Here is a 19,051-nt window from a genome sequence, read left to right on the forward strand (position 1 = left end):
TTTTTATATTCTTTTTTTTATGAAACGTGCGGGTACTCCTGCCCAAACCTCATTTGCAGGTATTGATTTATTTACTACTGAACCGGCTGCAACTATAGATCCTGTACCAATTGTAACTCCTTGCAATATCACGCAGGAAGTTCCAATCCAAACATCGTCTTCTAAAATTATTGCTTGACTCGTTATTGGTTGCTGATTTATATTGGCATTTATTTTATACTCGTGCCCGGTATTATTAAAAGTGGTTTTACTTGCAATTAGGCAATTGTTTCCAATTAGAATTTTTTCGTTACAAACAAATTCGCAAGCATGCCCAACAAATACTTTGTTTCCAAGTTTTATATATGATTCGTTATTAAAAGGATGCCATATTCTAAAATCAACTCCATTTTGTATTTCACATTCATATCCTAATATTAATTTATTAGGCCAATTGCACGTGATGCTTTCTACTTTTGAGTCTCTGCCTCCTTGTAATCCTCTAATTTTAAGACCTAAAAAAGATATGGAATGACCAATTGTAATAACTTTGTTATATATAATTGCTAATGTATTGGGACGGTTCATATTACTCATTTTTTACAAGAAGAATATTATAGGTACAAAACAAAATGGTTTGCAATAAAGCCACTATTCCTAAAATAATATTAAAAAATAAAACGCCTCTTAAACTACCTAAATCCAATAAACTTGCTGAAATTATAATTGCCAATAAATTGATTAAAATAAGCGCTATAGGCGACATAGCCCAACCTCTTGAACTATATAAATTAAAAACAATTCCTCCTAACAATCCAATGCAACTACTAAGAATACTTAAAAGTAATTCAAATGGTAAGCCTTTATAAGCATCTCCCAACAACCAAAGAATTGGACTAGGAAATAAATAAACAATAAGAACAATTATACTAAGTAAAACAACCAATAGTCCCAATATTTGCAAGAAACGCGTTAATAACAAATATTTATTTGATGCTAATTTTGCAAAACGAGGAATGACTAATGTTACAATTATGGCGCTAAAAATAGACAGTACAACACTTAATCTGCTTAAAGCTCCCAATTCTGCCAAAGAAGTTGTGTTTCCAAATACTGATATTAACCAAATTGTAATTTGTCCTGAAAGACAATAATATATCGACGTAGGCATGATACGCTTCACTAAACTCAATATTTCTTTTTTAACCTCAGCATCTGGCTGTTGGTCTTTTTCGGCCATAGAATAAACTATTTTTCGTAAACCAACATTTCCCCAAATTCTAGGAATTCCTGCCGCCACAACCGCTACAAAAGCCCATGGAAAAACAAACATTGTTAATCCTGATAATACTAACCTTCCAATTCCTACTTCGATTTGATTTCTTTGTAATGGCAAAATAGTTTGATTTAATTTTGGAATTATTTCTAACAACGAATCAGACAAAGTTGCATAAAAGGCTGGAATTAGAGCTGCTGCAATAAGTAATGACATTGTCCAACTGGCACCATTGTGATATAACAGATAAAACAAAACTGGTACCGATACTACTAAACTGGCAAAGGCAAACTTTTTTCTTAAATCTAAACCTGTTGCCAAAACAATACCCATTTTCTTTTTATCTTCCCAAACTTTTCCGCCTTGAGCCATTAATCCGGTACTTATACCACCATCTGCAAGTACTGTCATAGTTCCTAACATGGTATTTGCTAAGGTGTAAAAAGCATATTCCTGAAGAGGCAATAAACGTATTATTAGAATTCCAGAAGCAAATCCTAAGGCTTGTATAATAATTTGAGCACTTCCGGTGATCGAAATTAATTTACCCCAGTTTAGAATTGTTTCGTACTTAGGATGTTCTTTTACTTTTAACAAAATATTTTTCAAGAAATAGAAATTAAACGATTAAAATAAATTCTCTTTGAAATTGATCAGTTTAACCTTTTCCAATTCCTTTAACCTGAAAACCAATTTCTGTTAATTTAGCTGCATCCAGAATATTACGCCCATCAAATACAAAAGCAGGCTTATACATTTTGATGTAAATCGAATTCCAATCGTAAGTTTTAAATTCATCCCACTCTGTTAAAACAGCTACTGCATGTGCCTGATCGAGAGCCTCTATTGGTAATTGATGTACAAAAATTTGTTTTAACTTTGATTCTATTTTCTGCTCTGTAAATCCTTTTAAATCCCACAAATCACGCATATCGGCTTTAATTTTTCCTTCAGAAACTTTAGGATCGAATACGTGAATTTCTGCTCCATCTTCAATTAAATGTTCTGCTACATAAATAGCCGCAGACTCACGAGTATCATTGGTGTCTTTTTTAAATGCCCAACCCAAAAATGCTATTTTTTTTCCGCTAACAGTATTAAAGAGAGATGTTATAATTTTCTTTGCAAAGCGATATTTTTGATAATCATTTAGAATAATAATCTGTTCCCAATAATTAGCTACTTCTTGTAAATTAAAATATCGACATAAGTAAACTAAATTTAAAATATCTTTTTGAAAGCAAGATCCTCCAAAACCTACTGAAGCTTTTAGAAACTTAGAACCAATTCTGCTATCAGTCCCAATCGCATTAGCAACCTCATCAACATCTGCTTCTGTCGCTTCACATAAAGCCGATAATGCATTTATAGATGATATTCTTTGCGCTAAAAATGCATTAGCTGTTAATTTTGATAATTCTGACGACCATACATTGGTGGTCAATATTTGTTTTGGTGAAAGCCAATGTGCATAAATATCAACTAAGGATTGAATTGCTTTTTGACCACTTTCTGTTTGTTTTCCTCCAATTAAAACACGGTCAGCATTTAGTAAATCGTTAATTGCTGTTCCTTCGGCCAAAAACTCAGGATTAGAAAGCACTTCAAATTTAACTCCGTTTCCTGCATGATCTAAAATAGTCTGCAAAGTTTCAGCTGTGCGAACCGGAAGAGTCGATTTCTCAACTATTATTTTATCATTCTTAGCTATTCTTGCGATTTGTCTTGCGCAAAGCTCTACAAATTTTAGATCGGCTGCCATTCCTTTTCCTTCTCCATAATTCTTGGTAGGCGTGTTAACAGCGATAAAAATCATATCGGCGGCTTCAATAGCACTATCAACATCTGTCGAAAAGAATAAATTGCGACCTCTTGCTTCTTTAACCACTTCTGCAAGTCCTGGCTCGTAAACCGGTAATTTATCCAGATTTTCTTCATTCCAAGCCAAGATTCGGCTTTCGTTTAAATCTACAACATTTACTCTAATCTCTGGGCATTTTAAGGCGATAACAGACATTGTTGGACCACCAACATAACCAGCACCTAGACAACAAATATTTTTAATTTTCATTTAAATTCTTTTTTTTGAGGAAAAAAATGTTTGCTTTTTTATAATCTAATTCGTTACTCGAAATAATTTAAAATTGTGTAACCACCTTCTTTTAAATGCTGCTCTTTTTTCATCAATTTTATATCAGATTGCATCATTTCTTCTACTAATTCAGACAAATCATACTGACATTCCCACCCCAATTTAGTCTTGGCTTTCGTTGCATCACCTATTAATAAATCTACTTCTGTAGGTCTAAAATAATGTGGATCTACACTTAATACTTCCTTACCAATAGGAAGCAAATAATCAGGATTATTACACGAAAGAATAAAGCCTTTCTCCTCTGCACCTTTTCCTCTAAATTCTAATTCAATCCCTACATGAGCAAAGCTCATTTTTACAAATTCGCGAACCGAAGTAGTTTTTCCTGTAGCAATTACCCAGTCTTCCGGCTCATCAGCTTGCAAAATCATCCACATCATTCGCACATAATCTTTTGCATGTCCCCAATCACGTTGCGCATCGAGGTTTCCTAAATATAATTTGTCCTGCAATCCTAAAGCTATTCTTGAAGTTGCTCTGGTAATTTTACGTGTTACAAAAGTTTCTCCTCGAATAGGCGATTCATGATTAAACAAAATTCCGTTGCAGGCATACATATCATAAGCTTCTCTATAATTTACAGTTATCCAAAAGGCATACATTTTGGCTACGGCATAAGGTGATCTTGGATAAAAAGGAGTTGTTTCTGATTGTGGTACTTCTTGTACTTTACCATATAACTCTGAGGTAGACGCCTGATAAATTCTCGTCTTTTTTTCTAATCCTAACAAACGAATAGAATCCAGAAGTCTTAGTGTTCCTAATCCATCTGCATTACCTGTATATTCTGGAGTTTCAAACGAAACCGCAACATGACTCATTGCTGCCAAATTATAAATTTCGTCAGGTTGAATTTGCTGAATCAAACGAGTCAAATTTGTACTATCGGTCATATCCCCATAATGCAAAATAAAATTCCTGTTATCGATATGAGGATCTTGATATAAATGATCAATTCTATCAGTATTAAATAGAGATGTACGTCTTTTTAAACCATGTACAATATATCCTTTTTCTAATAGAAACTCGCTCAAATAAGCTCCGTCTTGTCCCGTTACTCCAGTAATAAAGGCTACTTTTTTCAATGGATTCATATTTTAATTCTTATTTATAAAAGTGCGTTCTGCAAAGTTGCAAGTCGATTGAAAGTTTTTGGATAAATTCTGATTTACTAATAAACCTTTTCTTTTAAATTTTCAATGTTTTCCATAAACCATTTATAAGTATTTTGTATTCCTTGTTCTAAATTTACTTGGTGTTTCCATCCTATATGATGCATTTTAGAAACATCCATTAATTTTCGTGGAGTACCGTCGGGTTTACTTTCGTCCCAGATAATATTTCCGGTATGACCTACAATTTTTTGTATAGTAGTGGCCAATTCCTTTATTGTTAAATCTTCTCCTGTTCCTACATTGTACAAATATCCAGGAAGCTGATTTTCTAAAGCAAAAACTACTGCTTCTGCCATATCATCTACAAACAGAAATTCTCTCATGGGTTTACCACTTCCCCAAAGAATTACTGAAGCATTATCATTTTCTTTGGCTTCATGAAATTTACGAATCATGGCTGGCAAGACATGAGAACTATTCAAATCAAAATTGTCATGAGTACCGTATAAATTTGTTGGCATCAAACTCACAAAATCTTTTTTAAATTGCTTGCGTATCGCCTGACACAATTTTACACCTGTGATTTTTGCTACAGCATACCATTCGTTTGTACTTTCTAAAGAACCTGTAAGCAAATATTCTTCTTTTAAGGGTTGTATGGCTAATTTTGGATAAATACAAGAACTTCCTAAAAAGATAAATTTGTTTACGTCGAGATTGTGTGCTTCACTAATAAGGTTATTTTTAATTTGCATATTTTCCATTAAAAACTGATACGGAAAATCATTATTGGCTAAAATCCCTCCTACTTTTGCAGCAGCATCTATAACTACATCTGGTTTTACTTTTAGAAAAAAGTTGCGAACTTGTTCTTGTTCTCTTAAATCCAATTCTTTGCTTGAAACTCCAATAAGATTATTGTACCCTTTTTTTGTTAAGGTTCTCCAAATAGCGCTTCCAACCATTCCTTTGTGTCCAGCGATGTATATTTTAGAATTTTTATCAATCATTGTAGGCACTTTTAATTTTTAAAGACTTGCGATTAATCTTGTTAAGAATATCTTTTACAATAATGGCGAAGCAATCGATTCTAATTGCTGATACACTTGTTTTACTTCTTGAGAATTTTCTTTTTGCAAAACCATTAAGGCATCAGCAGTATAAATTAATATACAATTTTTAACGCCTATAAAAGTGGTATGCATTGAGGTTCCTATTACAATATTTCTATTGGTATCTATTGGATGTCCTTTTTGTACTAAATAATCATAAACTGATTCAAAAGACCCTAAATCCGACCACTCAAAATTGGCAGCCACTACTTTAATGTCTTTACTTCTTTCCATAACTGCATAATCTATGCTTATTGAAGGAATTTTTAGTGACAAATTATAATCTAAGAAACCATCTTTATTGGCTTCCCAAGCTACTTTTGAAGTTTCATAAACTTCAGGTTCCTGCTTTTTGAGCTCTTCTAAAAACTTTCCTGCTTTGAAACAAAAAAGTCCGCTATTCCAAAAGTAATTTCCTCTTTTAAGATAAGTCTTTGCTGTTTCTAAGTTTGGTTTTTCGTGAAATGCAATTACATTTTCGTTTTCGAACTCAATGTAGCCGTATCCCGTTTCCGGTTTAGTGGGTTTTATCCCAAAAGTTACCAAATAATCTTTATTAGCTAAATCAATTGCTTGTTGTAAAGCAGTTGAGTATGCACTACTTCCTTCTATAATATGGTCAGAAGGTGTAATCAATAAAACATCTTCTGGTTTTGATGCAAATGCGGCAAAAGCAATTGCAGCAGCAGTATTACGAGGAAGAGCTTCTACAATATGTATAAATGGCTTATCGAATTTTGACATAATGGCATTACTCATTTTGTAATTTTCGATGTTACCCACCACTATCATTTTATTAGAAACATTTTGATTACGAGCTACTGTTTTTTCAAAAAGTGATTCTCCATCAAAAAGCTCAAGATATTGTTTAGGTAGTGTTTTTCTGGAAAGAGGCCACAATCTGCTGCCAATCCCTCCGGTCAAAACTACATGTGTGACTGTACTAATTGCCATTAGAGTGCATTAAAATTTCTTTCTGATATACTTCATTACGAAGATTAGTGCTCGAAAAACGATGATCTCTAGTATTAAAATACAAGTCAATTCCTTTTTCTTCACAATACTTTCTTCCCGTAAAATCTCTATCCTTATACTCGTCTCCTAAAATGCGCACATTAACAGTAAAAGCTTTCAAGATATCTTCTAAGTCTTGTTCTGTCGCATATGGAACAATTTCATCAACAAACTTACAGGCTTTTAACTGTATGTAGCGTTCTACTACAGTTTGCGTTGGTTTGTTTTTTGTTGGTCGATCTAACGTTGGATCTGTTTGTAAACCAACAATTAAAAAATCACAATGTTGTTTTGCTTCTTCAAGCATTTTAACGTGCCCTGCATGTAACAAATCAAAAGCACTAAATGTTATTCCAGTTCTCATCTGCTTAATGTTTTTAGATTAAAAAAAAATGTTTATTAATGGAGAATTGTCTGCTAAAAAAAAGAGCCATTTTACTGGGGTTTCAGCGCTATTTTTAAAAAATAGATAAAGGGTTCCCCGTGAATAGTTACATTTTAACTACTCATAAAAGAAAAATAAATGGCTTAAAAATTTAAAATTATCTTTGTTAACTCGTTTTTAAAAGGCTAAAATATCTGGATTAAAAAACTAGAAATCTTAATCAATTATCGGGTTTAACTCCTACAATAATTTAGAATAAAATTATAATAATGTCATTGATAGGATATCTCCTTTTTGTCTCTAATTGTCCTTAATAAGGATATTTTAACATAAAAAACATCTGTAATTTTAAAAGCTCAGAATTAAATTTACATTCTAGTTTACAATAGAAACCGTCAAATATCTTTTGATGATGATTTTCTAAAAACTACTAATTAATTATATGATAAAAGGAATTCTTTCATTAGAAATTATACTATTCGTATAATCGATTTCTGGAACAATTTTTCAAGAAGAATTCCATTATAAAAAGCTTACTCTATTTTAAAACAACTTATTTACAAATACGATAAATAAATTAAGGATTATGAAATGGTATGTAGTATACACAAAACCTAAATGGGAAAAAAGAGCTGCAGAACAATTAACTAAGTTTAATATCAATTGTTATTGTCCAGTTATTAAAAAAACTCAACAAAGATCGGATAGAAAAATAAAGGTTGAGCAACCATTGTTTAATCATTACATATTTGTGCAATTAGCAGAAAAAGACAGAAACTTAGTATTTCATTCTCCTGGAGTGGTACGATTTTTATTTTGGCTCGGGAGACATGCAGTCGTAAAGGATACAGAAATTGAGACTATAAAAGAATGGCTTAAAGATGGCGATACTGCCTCAGAAATATCAGTAATGCAATATCAAATTGGCGATAAAATACATTTAAATTCTGGCCCTTTTTGCGATCAAAATGCGGTAGTAAAAGATATTACAAAAACGCATTATGTATTAATATTAGAATCTTTAGGATATGTTTTAAAAGTAAAACATAAATAGTAAACAAAAAAAAGAGCTTTTTAATAAATAACTAACTTTGACATTAAGCTCTTTTTTTATGGTGGTAGTTAATGATTAGTACCAAAAAACTACATATCTAATTGAAAAATTTGGCTTTTTTTGATTCCTAAAATCTTAACTAATTGGTCTAGTTTTGATAGTTTAAGATCAACCATACCTTGTTCAATTTTTTCGTATTTTTTTACACTCATTTCCATTTGAATTGCAACGTATTCAGGGGTGTGATTATTTTGCAATCGATACTCTCTAATTTTTGAATAGTAATTTTCCATGGCTTTATTATTTAATACTAATTTTAATTTTATTAATAAAAATATTTGATTTATTTGATGGGCACTCTATCTGACTTCGCTAAAAAAAATTGAAACATCGAATTTAAAAATGAACTCAATTGAAACCTCTAATACCTTCGAAATTTCAATTAATTTAGAAACAGTTAAATCGACATCGCCTCTTTCAATTTTACCATATCCGCTGGTACTCATTTTTAGTTCAGCCGCTACATATTCTCTGGTCAAATTTTTTAATTCTCTTATCTTTCTAATATTTTCGTATACACTATATTTCATAAAAAGTAAAAAATAAAAAATACTAATAATATTTATTTAGAAGTTACAGTCTCAAGCATTTGCACAATTTATAAATGCTTTATTGTTTTTAACTTATTTGTAAAAAAAACAACTTTTTAAAGTAACTATTCCATTATCAACAAGGTTTAAAGCTAAATGACGTTTATTCTTTATCATTCATTTTAAATTTTGATCAAAAATATATAATGTTTCGAGTTTATAATAATAAATCTGTTCAACGTATTTTAAAATCCGATAAAATACAATATGTTACATTTTTCAGCCCTTTGATCTGTTTAATTATGATGCGAAAACCTTACTTTATAGGACTAGAGCCACGTAGTTCTACGCATTGTAGAACTATGTTACATTAGAATTAGATTAGATAAAGGTGAAATGGAGAAGAAAAATAAATTCTTTTAAAAACCATTGAAACTGAAATTTTAAAGTAGATAAAAACAACTCCAGTCATTTTAGAAATTAACCAACAGTTTATCGAAAGGTATTAAGATGTCTTAGATCGTTTTAAAACTATATTATGGTAAAAGTGGTATAAAGATATAGAGACAAATTTAATCATCTTATAAATGATTAATTACTACTATAAAAAACAAAGGTTCAGATAAGTTGAACTAACCTGAACCTTTATTTAAATAATACAATTAAGAATCTATTTTATATAATACAATCCTTTGTACTTCATTTATTTTTTATTGCGTTACCAAAAGCTGTGGATATGAATTTGGTGTAGAATTTATTATAATTGTTGGAACTCCTGCTTTTACATTAACCAATAATTTACTTAGCGTTGGGTTTGCCAAAAATGTGCTGTTTACATAAATAGCCGATTCTAATCCGTAACCACCATTTGGAGGAATTACAGTTACCACGTTTCCTGTAATTGTTGAATTTACAATTTGATTGTTTAGCGGATTAAATAATACTGGCGAAAACACTGGAATATTATCTAAAAACTGACATCCTTCAATATTATTACTAATTGAATTAATTATCGAACTGGTTACTTTGTTATTGTACAAATTAGAGTTGTATATTGAGAATATATTACTGCTTATAATATTTGTTCCGGTAAAATTAGTAAAGTCACAATTTGCAGCTAGAGGAGCATTTTGTGCACTTAAAGCAATTGCTGTTCTACCACCATCAAATTTGCAATCTACCCATGCATCTAAATTATCTGCTCTGGTGGCCAACATAGAAACTGATGTAGAACAGTTTATGAATTGATTTTTATAAAACATCGTTTTGTCTACAAAACTAGAAGTATCTATATCATTATTATACGGAGTAAGAGGGTCTTGAAAAAAACCAATATTACAGTCGACAAAACCTAAATTATCAAGAAAGTTGTTATCAAATCCTCTAATTCGTCTTAATTGAATGCCATAATTTTGATTTCTAAACACTACAAACTTGATGTTTTGATATGACATATGTTGCGTTCCATAATCTTGTGAAGAATATATCCCTACGCTTCCGCCCTGAAGTGTCAAATAACTTAATATAAAATTAGCATCTTGACCACCTGTAAGCGATATTAAAGGAAAATCATCCGTAAGTCCAACTATAACCGTTTTACCCGTTCCGCGACCAACAATACCATGATTTGAATCAATGGGAAGTTTTAATGTAGAACCTATATAAAAAATTCCTTCGGGCAGTTCTGCAACGCCTTTGGTATTAATTAAACCTTGTATATAACTTGTCTGATCTATTTTACCTGCTCTGTCCGTTTTCCAATTTGCACCTGCCGGGTTTGGCAACGTTTCCCATGTAGGTCTGACCCATGGTGTGTATTTAGGCCCTAAAAGACTATTAGTAATATTGTTAATTACGGTAGTATTTGTCATTGTCGAAGTTTGCTCAACTCCATTATACCTGATTGCGTTACTGGCATTTACATTTCCAAGAAGATCAAATCCAGTTACTGTACCAGGTTGTCTTATATACGTTCCTCCTCCATTTATCACAGTCATATTAGCTCTTAGCGACAATATATCTGTTGGAAAATTCATGGATTTCTCTAAAAAGAAAACATTTGCTGCATCGATATCAAACGATGGTGTTTTAACTGCCGAATAACTGTTGGCTCCATTAAAATTAGTAATTTTTACATCACCTATATTAGTAGCAGAAATCATAGCTTTTGTTCCCTCCCCTGTAAGATTCCAGCCTTCAGCATCTAATCCCACAAAAGTAAGAGAACGTAATCCATCAATATCAGTAGTGTCTCCATGTGGAGTTAAAAAGTTAGTATGTAAACTAACATTCCCATAACTTGGTGTAGTGCTATTTCCTTTTAGAACAAGCATATTTGCACCACCCTGCGATTGATGTTTGATTATTTTAGTATTTCTTATATAACCTGATCGACTACAATCAAGTCGTATTGGTCCAATAAAATTAATAAATGAGTTATTCTCAAGCATTACATCTTTACCTACTAAAGTTGCCCATTTAATGGATTTTAAAGTACAATACGAAATTACCCCGCCTCCTTGCAAAGTTATGGTTTGATCTGCAGGAAGTAACGATTCTAAAAGAACTCCGGTACTTCCGGCCGCTATAGTTATGTTCGATATTTTATTTAAAGATGGATGCCCATAAAGTTTTTGATTGCTTTTCATAACAATGTTTACTCCAGAGTAATCCCCTTTTTCCAATCGTACAGAACCATATTTATCTAAAGCAGCCTGAATTGTCGCTTTTTGAGTAAGCGGCAATAAATAAGCGTTAAAATATTCAATTTCTTCCAGTTGGTTACTTACACCGGGAATATTAGCCGGTGTCTCATCAATTGCATAATGATAGTTTTGTGAAAAAACTGCAGTTGAAAAGAGTAAAAAGCAAATTAGATGTTTCATTGTCCCGATATAATATAGGAATTTGCGCCCGTTTTTCTAAGAAATCCAAATCTTACGTTTCCTGCAACACTGGTAAACTTTCCGCTTCCACCTGCATTATAATTAATGGTTACACCAGACGCCGCTTGAACTGTTAAGACAGCTCCATTATGAGCTTCTAAATTAATCGTTTCACCTACCACCATACTCGTAAAGTCTGTGGTTAATGTTAATGCAGCAGATGCTGTACATTCTATTGTATTATTTATATCTCCAACTGCAACGTTTCTAGAAGAAGTAAATGAAACAATTACTGCTCTATTTGCGGAACCGCTTGTTGAACCAGCAGTTTTGGCATACAGTGCATAAGGTACACTTAACATTTGTGTAACTCCAGTAATATCATAATTAGCCCCACCTTTTACATCAACCTGAGTTTCTATAAAATAAGGGCCTTTATCCCAGGAAATTTTACTAAAATCTCCAATAACAATTGTTCCTGTACCAATTTCCAGAGAAACCAAACCACTCGCATTTGTAGTAGGAGATTGTGTTTCCTGATAAACAGTTGTACCTGTTGCAGTGCCTTGATGAATTATAACTCTAAGACTTACCCTGGAATTAACAACCAAGGTATTATCTGTTGCACGCATTATTGCCTGATAACTCATTTTTTCCGGTGCTTGTGCAAATACCTTAAGTGTAACAGTCACAAATAGTAATAAAAGGGTATGTGCAAGTCTCATTGTATTTTTTTTTTAATTTTTTACGATTTTAAATGTTTTCAAAATTTTATTATCCACATATACTACTAGTATATAAATTGATGTGCTTAGATTACTCAAGCTAACTTGAGTTTGATCTTGATCAATTTTATTTTGTTTCAAAAGCTTCGCTTGCAGGTCATAAAGTTTATAGGATTTTAGTCCACTTTGTAACTCTAAGCCACTCATGCTTATATTAACAAAATCTGTCGTTGGATTTGGGAAAATAAATATTTCTGTTGTAGGCTTGTCAATGTCTGGTACGTCTAGAGTATCATCTTTTCCATTTTGTTGGACACCCTGAGCTACATTATAAACTGTTCCCACTCCATTATAAGTATAAAATACTTGTCCAATTGAGTAAGAAACTGTTCCAGAACTTCCTGTCGCGTTACTACCGGCTGCAACTATACTTTGCATAATAGTGGTAGTTTGTGCGCTTTGACTTTCTCCTAAAAAAGGAAAAAACAACATTGCAATTATAAGTAGGTTAATACATTTTAATCTTAGATAGTTCACAGTTCAATATTCTTAATACTTGTTAATACTGCAAAATTATTTAATTTCAAAATATAGTCGACATAATTTACATTAATTCCGATAAACCACATCAAATGTAGTATTTTAGTGATTTTTTACTTACATCTAAAAAAAGTTAGGTACATAATTTTAATGCTTGACAAATCATTAAAAAAAATAAATTATATGGTTTTACGAAAACAATGACGAAATTTTTTTGGCTTGCAACTTAAACAAGTTGTGATTTACAAAACAACGTTAATTCATTTTATAAATTACATTAATACTAGCTTTTTATTTAATCCTCAATACAACCCCATAAATTATTTCATTTTCATAATTATAAAGAGAGTAAATAAAAAATCCTTATTTATCAACTTTTATCTATTTGATTTTAAACCACTTAAATAAAAATTAAAATTAGTTATTTATTTTTTAAAATACATTAATTAAATAATATTTTTTAAAATACATTTTCTAAAAGCCATTTTTTTTGTTTGAGAAGAACTTAGAAAGGGACAAAAAAGCATCGAACCGAAGAAACAAAATCTTGATAATTTTTCTCAAAATTTGCCTTAATAAATTCAAAATATGCTTTTCATCGATAATAATAGCTTTATACAGAATATACAAGTATTAATGAAAAAAAATTCCTTTTTTTGATCAACTTATTGAATAATAAGCTACAAATATTATTTTAATATAGAGACCATACAAAGACAAAAGCTAATCAAAATTCTTACATCTATTTATTAATCAAGAAGAAAAAAAGTTAATAAAAAAAGCGTAATCATTCCCCCCACTAATAAACAATTAGCCAGCATTTTAAAATTAGTCTCTTTTTAGTTCAATGCTAATATTATCATATTATTTTGCTCAACTTTAATTTTAATATGATTAAAATGAAAAGATCAAACAACAATAATTTAGACAAAGAGATGAATTGGACAAAAATGGAGTATCCGGAAAGTCCGTTACATGAGCTTTTTACAAAACAGGCTGAAGCTTCCCCTACTTCAGTAGCGCTTGAAATTGAAAATCGAAAGATTACTTATAGAGAATTAGCAAATATGATAAACCAAATGGCCCATTATTTTTTGGCTGAAGGATTATCTCCCGGACAAATTGTTGCTGTATCTATGGAACGAAGTCCTAATTTAATTGCTTCACTTTTAGCTATTTTACAATGCGGAGCAGCATATTTGCCATTAGATCCAAAATTTCCAACGGAACGTTTGAAGTTTATGCTGGAAGACTCTCAAGCAAGCTTTTTATTAACAACACAAGAACTATCTACCTCATTACCCAACAGCTCAAAAACGATATTGATTGAAGATATATTATCTGCACTAGAGCAATATCCTATTACACCAATTTCTCTTATTGTACCTCAAACGGCCACCGCCTATATGATGTACACTTCGGGTTCAACAGGAAAACCAAAGGGAGTAACTGTAACGCATAAAAATTTAGTTAACTTTCTTTATAGTATGGCACTTGAACCTGGTATACATGAAAAGGATAAATTATTATCAATTACAACAATTTCCTTTGACATTGCAGGATTAGAACTATTCTTACCATTAATAAAAGGCGCTACAGTAGTTTTTGCTGATTATGAAACGATACGCGACGGTCAGCTTTTACTTCAACTCTTACAAGATAAAGAAATTACGATATTACAGGCTACACCAACCACATGGCAATTATTGCTTGATGCTGGTTGGGAAAAACCGATTTCATTAAAAGCACTTTGTGGAGGTGAAGCTTTACCATTGAATCTTGCACGTGAACTTATTTCGAGATGTAATTCACTATGGAATATGTATGGCCCTACCGAAACCACTATTTGGTCGACAGTAAAACAAATTAAGGCCGATGATGAATTAATAACCATTGGACTTCCAATTGCCAACACACAAATTTATTTATTAGATGAGCAGGGAAAAGCTGCCCCTCCTGGAACTATTGGAGAAATAGTTATTGGCGGAGACGGAGTCGCAGAAGGTTACTGGAAAAGACCAGAACTTACATCAGAAAAATTTATTCAAAATCCATTTTCTAAAGAATCAGATGCTATTCTATACCGAACTGGAGATTTAGGCAAATTATTACCCAATGGAGATTTTCAATGTTTAGGACGTATCGATCATCAAGTAAAAATTAGAGGTCATCGCATTGAATTGGGCGAAATCGAAGCCTCTTTAAATAGTTTAGCCGGAATAAAACAATCTGCCGTAATTGTAAGCAAGCATATTGGAAATGAAGATAAACTTGTAGCTTATTTAAAATCTGGAGATCAAATACAGAATGAAAAACTGATACATGACGCACTTTCAAAAATTTTACCCGAAATACTTTTACCTTCTAAATATATTTGGGTTGACGAATTCCCAATAACTCCAAACGGAAAAATTGACAAAAAGAACTTACCAATTCCTGAATATCACAGACCCGATTCTGCACCACTCTTTAAGAAACCAAATACGCAACTAGAAAAAGATATTGCTCAAATATGGAGTAACGAATTAAAAATATCAAGTATTGGTATCGATGATGATTTTTTTGATATGGGCGGAAGTTCCGTTCTGGCGCAAAAAGTAACTTCATTAATGAGACAACGTTTGTCTAAAGACGTACCTGTTTCAAAAATCTATATTCATCCCACAATTAGTGAACTTGCAGCGACTCTGGAAGAAGGTAATAGTGAGAACAATGGTAAGGAAGATTTATTTACTTTTAAAGAAACCAATGATAATATAACATCTTCGGATATTGCGATAATTGGTATGGCAGGAAGATTTCCAGGTTCTGATACAATTGATGAATTATGGGAAAATCTGAGAGATGGAAAAGAAACAATCTCTTTATTTACAAAAGAAGAATTAGATGCCAGCTTACCCGAAAGTCTTCGTAATGATCCACTTTATATAGGCGCAAGAGGAGTTTTGCCTTCTGCTAAAACATTTGATGCAGGTTTCTTTGGGTTAAACCCACAGCTAGCAGCCGCAATGGATCCTCAAATACGAGTATTTTTAGAAATTTCATTCGAAGCACTAGAAAAAGCAGGCCATCTGCCTAAACATTACAAAGGAAGTATTGCCGTTTATTCCGGCAGCGAAATCAATACTTATTACGAAAACAACATATTTAATAACAAAGAACTAAAAAGTTCAATAGGCGAATTACAAATCTATACCGTTAACGGAAAAGATTTTATTGCCCCTCGTACTTCGTATCATTTAAATCTAAAAGGCCCTTCTGTAAGTGTACATTCTGCGTGCTCAACTTCTTTGTTGGCAGTTGCCGAAGCTGTTAAAGCCATTAGAACAGGTATGTGCAATGTTGCCCTTGCGGGAGGATCTAGCGTAACTTGCCCTATTAATAGCGGTCATCTTTATGATGATGGATTTATAAAAAGTCCCGATGGTTCGACCAGATCTTTTGAAGCTTCTGGAAAAGGAACTGTTTTTAGCGATGGTGCCGGAGTAGTTTTACTTAAAAGATTGGAAGAAGCCGAAAGAGATGGCGATATTATATATGGATTGATTAAAGGAGTTGGTGTAAATAATGACGGAGGAGACAAAGGCAGCTTTATGGCGCCAAGTCCTAAAGGTCAAGCAGGAGCCATAATTAATGCTTTTAATGATGCTAAAGTATCACCATCGACAATCAGCTATATGGAGGCGCATGGTACCGCAACCCCAATTGGAGATCCTATAGAAATAGAAGGTCTTAGAATTGCATATGGTAAACAAGAAAAAAACAATTTTTGTGCGCTGGGTTCTATAAAAAGTAATATGGGACATACTACTGCTGCTGCCGGCGTTGCAGGATTAATTAAAGTTTTGCTATCAATGCGCCATAAGCAAATTCCGCCAATGGTTAATTTTGATAAGCCAAATCCAAATATAGATTTTGATAATAGCCCTTTTTACATCAACAATAAATTAATTGATTGGAAAGCAGATGGCAAAAGAAGAGCCGGTTTAAGTTCTTTCGGAATAGGCAGTACAAATGTTCACGCTATTATCGAAGAATATGAAATGAAACCACAGCCTTCTTCAGTTGGACGACCACTGGAAATCCTGATGTGGTCTGCAAAAAACCAAAATAGTTTATTGGGTTATGAAAATGCTTTGGGTCATTTTATTGACAAAACCAAAGAAAATCCTCTGGCTGACATTGCTTATTCATTGCACACTACAAGAGACGACTTTAATCATCGAAGCTTTTTAATCGCTAAATCTACAAATGATGCCGCCGAAAAATTACTTTGTTTAAAAACCAAAAGCTCTAAAACCTCAACATTAAAAAGTGTTCCTAGCGAAATAGGATTTCTTTTCCCAGGACAAGGATCTCAATACCTAAATATGGGCAAAACACTTTATGATAATGAAAAGGTATATCGCGACGCTGTAGACAAATGTGCCGAACTTTTAATGGAAGATTTAAAACTAGACATTCGTGATATAATTTACCCAAAAATAAAAGCTGACAAAGCCGAAGAACTCTTAAGAAATACGCGTTTAACACAACCCTCTTTATTTGTAACAGAATATGCTTTGTCGCAACTATGGATGAGTTGGGGCATTAAACCAACTTTTCTTTGTGGTCATAGTATTGGCGAATTTACAGCAGCGCATTTAGCAGGAATCTTGAGTTTAAAAGATGCTTTACACATAGTTGCCATTAGAGGAAAATTGATAAGTGAACTTCCTGGCGGATCTATGCTTATTGTTCGAGTTTCTATTGATAAATTAAACGAAATAAAACCTCATACACTTTCGGTTGCCGCAATAAATGCAAATCAATTTTGTGTTGTTTCCGGTACAAAAGAAGATATAGCGCTTTTTAATCAAAAACTCGATTCAGAAGAAATTCCAAATAAATTACTCCAAACAAGTCATGCTTTTCACTCTTTCATGATGGATCCTATTTTGGATACCTTCAAAAGCGAATTAGAGAAAGTAAAATTAAACATTCCACGACTACCAATTATTTCAACAGCATCAGGAACCTGGCTTAAAGATACCGAAGCAACAAACCCAATGTACTGGGTAAATCATCTAAAAAATACAGTTCGATTTGCAGATGCAATGGATACTGCATTTGAGCTAGACGATTTTGTTTTATTAGAAGTTGGTCCCGGACAAACACTCACAACTTTAGCACGTCAGCAAGCTGCCGGTAAAATCATCTCTGCTTTTCCTAGTATAACTATTCCGAAAGATGAGCAAGAAAATGAATATTTCAGCCTACTTAATGCATTAGGTGATTTGTGGTCCAGAGGAATTAATCCTGACTGGAAAGCTTTTTATAATGCACAACAAAGACAAAAAATCGAATTGCCAAGTTATGTTTTTGATCGTAAACTTTGTTGGATTGAACCTTTAGATACAATTGAAACAACAGTGATTCAAAAACCTTTGGTTTCGTTCGATACACCAACAATTTCTACAGAAATGGAAAAGAGTAATACAGTTGCAAATAATTCGAAAAAAGACACAATCCTTTTAAAGATTTCAGAAATTATAAAAAATGCGTCAGGTATAAGTTATGACTCAGAATCTGCTTCTAACACTTTCTTAGAATTAGGTTTAGATTCATTATCTCTTACACAATTATCTGGAAAATTAAAAAAAGAGTTTGATTTACCAATTACTTTCAGACAATTAAACGAAGGTTTTTCGACACCCTCATTATTAGCTGATTATATAGAACTTAATCTTCCAGAAGAGCATTCTATACTTAACACCAAAGAAAATGAAATAACTGCCAACCAAACTCCTATAGTTGAATCTAAAGTATCCTTAAATGGAAATCAAGTTCCGGCAAATCAAGTTTCGCTAGAGCAAATAGTTCAGCAAATTCAACTTTTGAGTCAGAAAGTAGATCAATTACATAATTATCAAACCTCATCATCAAACGGAAATAATTCATTTACCAACTTAAAAATCGAGCATTTTGATTCTGTCAAATTTAATACTATAAATCAAGAAGAAACAAATGGAAGTAACGGACTTCACAAATCTTTTGATACTTCAAACACCAATAATCAGCAATCATTCGATACCAATACTCATGAAAAAAAGTATACCATAATGGCCAGTGAACCACCTGTTCAAGGTAGTAAATTGGGTCGGGATGAAAATGGAAATCCCGCATGGTTTATCGAGGACCCCACTCACATTGGAGATTTTGTAAAGATCAAATTATAAAAA

Annotated in this window: 14 protein-coding genes; 2 read left to right on the forward strand and 12 right to left on the reverse strand. The window is 32.4% G+C overall.

The genetic code is table 11. The features are described 5' to 3' along the window. Positions 1 to 3: 3 nt before the first annotated feature. From IW18_RS18275 to IW18_RS18305, 7 genes are all read right to left on the reverse strand, one after another. Complete coding sequence (locus IW18_RS18275; RefSeq protein WP_052480221.1) at positions 4 to 576, reverse strand: acyltransferase; 573 nt, start codon at positions 574 to 576, stop codon at positions 4 to 6. Further along, positions 569 to 1,864: an MATE family efflux transporter gene (locus IW18_RS18280; protein WP_041519520.1), complete on the reverse strand. Its 1,296-nt coding sequence runs from the start codon at positions 1,862 to 1,864 to the stop codon at positions 569 to 571. The genes IW18_RS18275 and IW18_RS18280 overlap by 8 nt, the downstream gene beginning before the upstream one ends. Before the next feature lie 49 nt (positions 1,865 to 1,913). Then, positions 1,914 to 3,326, reverse strand: coding sequence for a UDP-glucose 6-dehydrogenase (locus tag IW18_RS18285; RefSeq protein WP_041519522.1), 1,413 nt, complete (start codon positions 3,324 to 3,326; stop codon positions 1,914 to 1,916). Positions 3,327 to 3,379: 53 nt separating this feature from the next. Then, a complete protein-coding gene (gene gmd, locus IW18_RS18290; protein WP_041519524.1) occupies positions 3,380 to 4,504 on the reverse strand; it encodes a GDP-mannose 4,6-dehydratase in 1,125 nt (374 codons plus the stop codon). A 77-nt stretch (positions 4,505 to 4,581) separates the two neighbouring features. Next, on the reverse strand, positions 4,582 to 5,532 hold the full coding sequence (locus tag IW18_RS18295; RefSeq protein WP_304364079.1) for a GDP-L-fucose synthase family protein: 951 nt from the start codon (positions 5,530 to 5,532) through the stop codon (positions 4,582 to 4,584). 57 nt (positions 5,533 to 5,589) lie between these two features. Continuing rightward, the gene (locus IW18_RS18300; RefSeq protein ID WP_041519528.1) at positions 5,590 to 6,591 is read right to left on the reverse strand and encodes a mannose-1-phosphate guanylyltransferase; all 1,002 of its coding nucleotides are present in this window, start codon (positions 6,589 to 6,591) and stop codon (positions 5,590 to 5,592) included. Further along, positions 6,581 to 7,015, reverse strand: coding sequence for an adenylyltransferase/cytidyltransferase family protein (locus tag IW18_RS18305; RefSeq protein ID WP_041519530.1), 435 nt, complete (start codon positions 7,013 to 7,015; stop codon positions 6,581 to 6,583). The genes IW18_RS18300 and IW18_RS18305 overlap by 11 nt, the downstream gene beginning before the upstream one ends. A gap of 607 nt (positions 7,016 to 7,622) precedes the next feature. On the opposite strand from IW18_RS18305, the gene IW18_RS18310 reads away from it, so the two are divergent. After that, the gene (locus IW18_RS18310) at positions 7,623 to 8,090 is read left to right on the forward strand and encodes a UpxY family transcription antiterminator (RefSeq protein ID WP_041519532.1); all 468 of its coding nucleotides are present in this window, start codon (positions 7,623 to 7,625) and stop codon (positions 8,088 to 8,090) included. Positions 8,091 to 8,179: 89 nt separating this feature from the next. On the opposite strand, the gene IW18_RS18315 is transcribed toward IW18_RS18310, so the two are convergent. From IW18_RS18315 to IW18_RS18335, 5 genes are all read right to left on the reverse strand, one after another. Continuing rightward, a complete protein-coding gene (locus tag IW18_RS18315) occupies positions 8,180 to 8,383 on the reverse strand; it encodes a helix-turn-helix domain-containing protein (RefSeq protein ID WP_041519533.1) in 204 nt (67 codons plus the stop codon). Positions 8,384 to 8,449: 66 nt separating this feature from the next. Next, complete coding sequence (locus IW18_RS18320; protein ID WP_052480222.1) at positions 8,450 to 8,680, reverse strand: helix-turn-helix transcriptional regulator; 231 nt, start codon at positions 8,678 to 8,680, stop codon at positions 8,450 to 8,452. Between the two features lie 710 nt (positions 8,681 to 9,390). Next, positions 9,391 to 11,565, reverse strand: coding sequence for a hypothetical protein (locus IW18_RS18325; RefSeq protein ID WP_041519535.1), 2,175 nt, complete (start codon positions 11,563 to 11,565; stop codon positions 9,391 to 9,393). Further along, complete coding sequence (locus tag IW18_RS22750; protein WP_052480223.1) at positions 11,562 to 12,290, reverse strand: hypothetical protein; 729 nt, start codon at positions 12,288 to 12,290, stop codon at positions 11,562 to 11,564. Before IW18_RS22750 ends, IW18_RS18325 begins: the two co-directional genes overlap by 4 nt. 12 nt (positions 12,291 to 12,302) lie before the next feature. Further along, positions 12,303 to 12,728, reverse strand: a complete 426-nt coding sequence (locus IW18_RS18335; protein ID WP_165587343.1) for a T9SS type A sorting domain-containing protein — start codon at positions 12,726 to 12,728, stop codon at positions 12,303 to 12,305. Between the two features lie 1,001 nt (positions 12,729 to 13,729). Here IW18_RS18335 and IW18_RS18340 point away from each other — a divergent pair. Then, the gene (locus IW18_RS18340) at positions 13,730 to 19,048 is read left to right on the forward strand and encodes a polyketide synthase (RefSeq protein WP_160113205.1); all 5,319 of its coding nucleotides are present in this window, start codon (positions 13,730 to 13,732) and stop codon (positions 19,046 to 19,048) included. Positions 19,049 to 19,051 lie beyond the last annotated feature (3 nt).

The organism is Flavobacterium hibernum, assembly GCF_000832125.1.
Taxonomy (GTDB): Bacteria; Bacteroidota; Bacteroidia; order Flavobacteriales; family Flavobacteriaceae; genus Flavobacterium; species Flavobacterium hibernum.

Bases quoted from the DNA above. Each gene is read 5' to 3' on its own strand.
- IW18_RS18275 (WP_052480221.1), bottom strand. From the start codon at position 576: ATGAGTAATATGAACCGTCCCAATACATTAGCAATTATATATAACAAA.
- IW18_RS18285 (WP_041519522.1), bottom strand. From the start codon at position 3,326: ATGAAAATTAAAAATATTTGTTGTCTAGGTGCTGGTTATGTTGGTGGT.
- gmd (WP_041519524.1), bottom strand. From the start codon at position 4,504: ATGAATCCATTGAAAAAAGTAGCCTTTATTACTGGAGTAACGGGACAA.
- IW18_RS18300 (WP_041519528.1), bottom strand. From the start codon at position 6,591: ATGGCAATTAGTACAGTCACACATGTAGTTTTGACCGGAGGGATTGGC.
- IW18_RS18305 (WP_041519530.1), bottom strand. From the start codon at position 7,015: ATGAGAACTGGAATAACATTTAGTGCTTTTGATTTGTTACATGCAGGG.
- IW18_RS18310 (WP_041519532.1), top strand. From the start codon at position 7,623: ATGAAATGGTATGTAGTATACACAAAACCTAAATGGGAAAAAAGAGCT.
- IW18_RS18315 (WP_041519533.1), bottom strand. From the start codon at position 8,383: ATGGAAAATTACTATTCAAAAATTAGAGAGTATCGATTGCAAAATAAT.
- IW18_RS18320 (WP_052480222.1), bottom strand. From the start codon at position 8,680: ATGAAATATAGTGTATACGAAAATATTAGAAAGATAAGAGAATTAAAA.
- IW18_RS18325 (WP_041519535.1), bottom strand. From the start codon at position 11,565: ATGAAACATCTAATTTGCTTTTTACTCTTTTCAACTGCAGTTTTTTCA.
- IW18_RS22750 (WP_052480223.1), bottom strand. From the start codon at position 12,290: ATGAGACTTGCACATACCCTTTTATTACTATTTGTGACTGTTACACTT.
- IW18_RS18335 (WP_165587343.1), bottom strand. From the start codon at position 12,728: ATGCAAAGTATAGTTGCAGCCGGTAGTAACGCGACAGGAAGTTCTGGA.
- IW18_RS18340 (WP_160113205.1), top strand. From the start codon at position 13,730: ATGAAAAGATCAAACAACAATAATTTAGACAAAGAGATGAATTGGACA.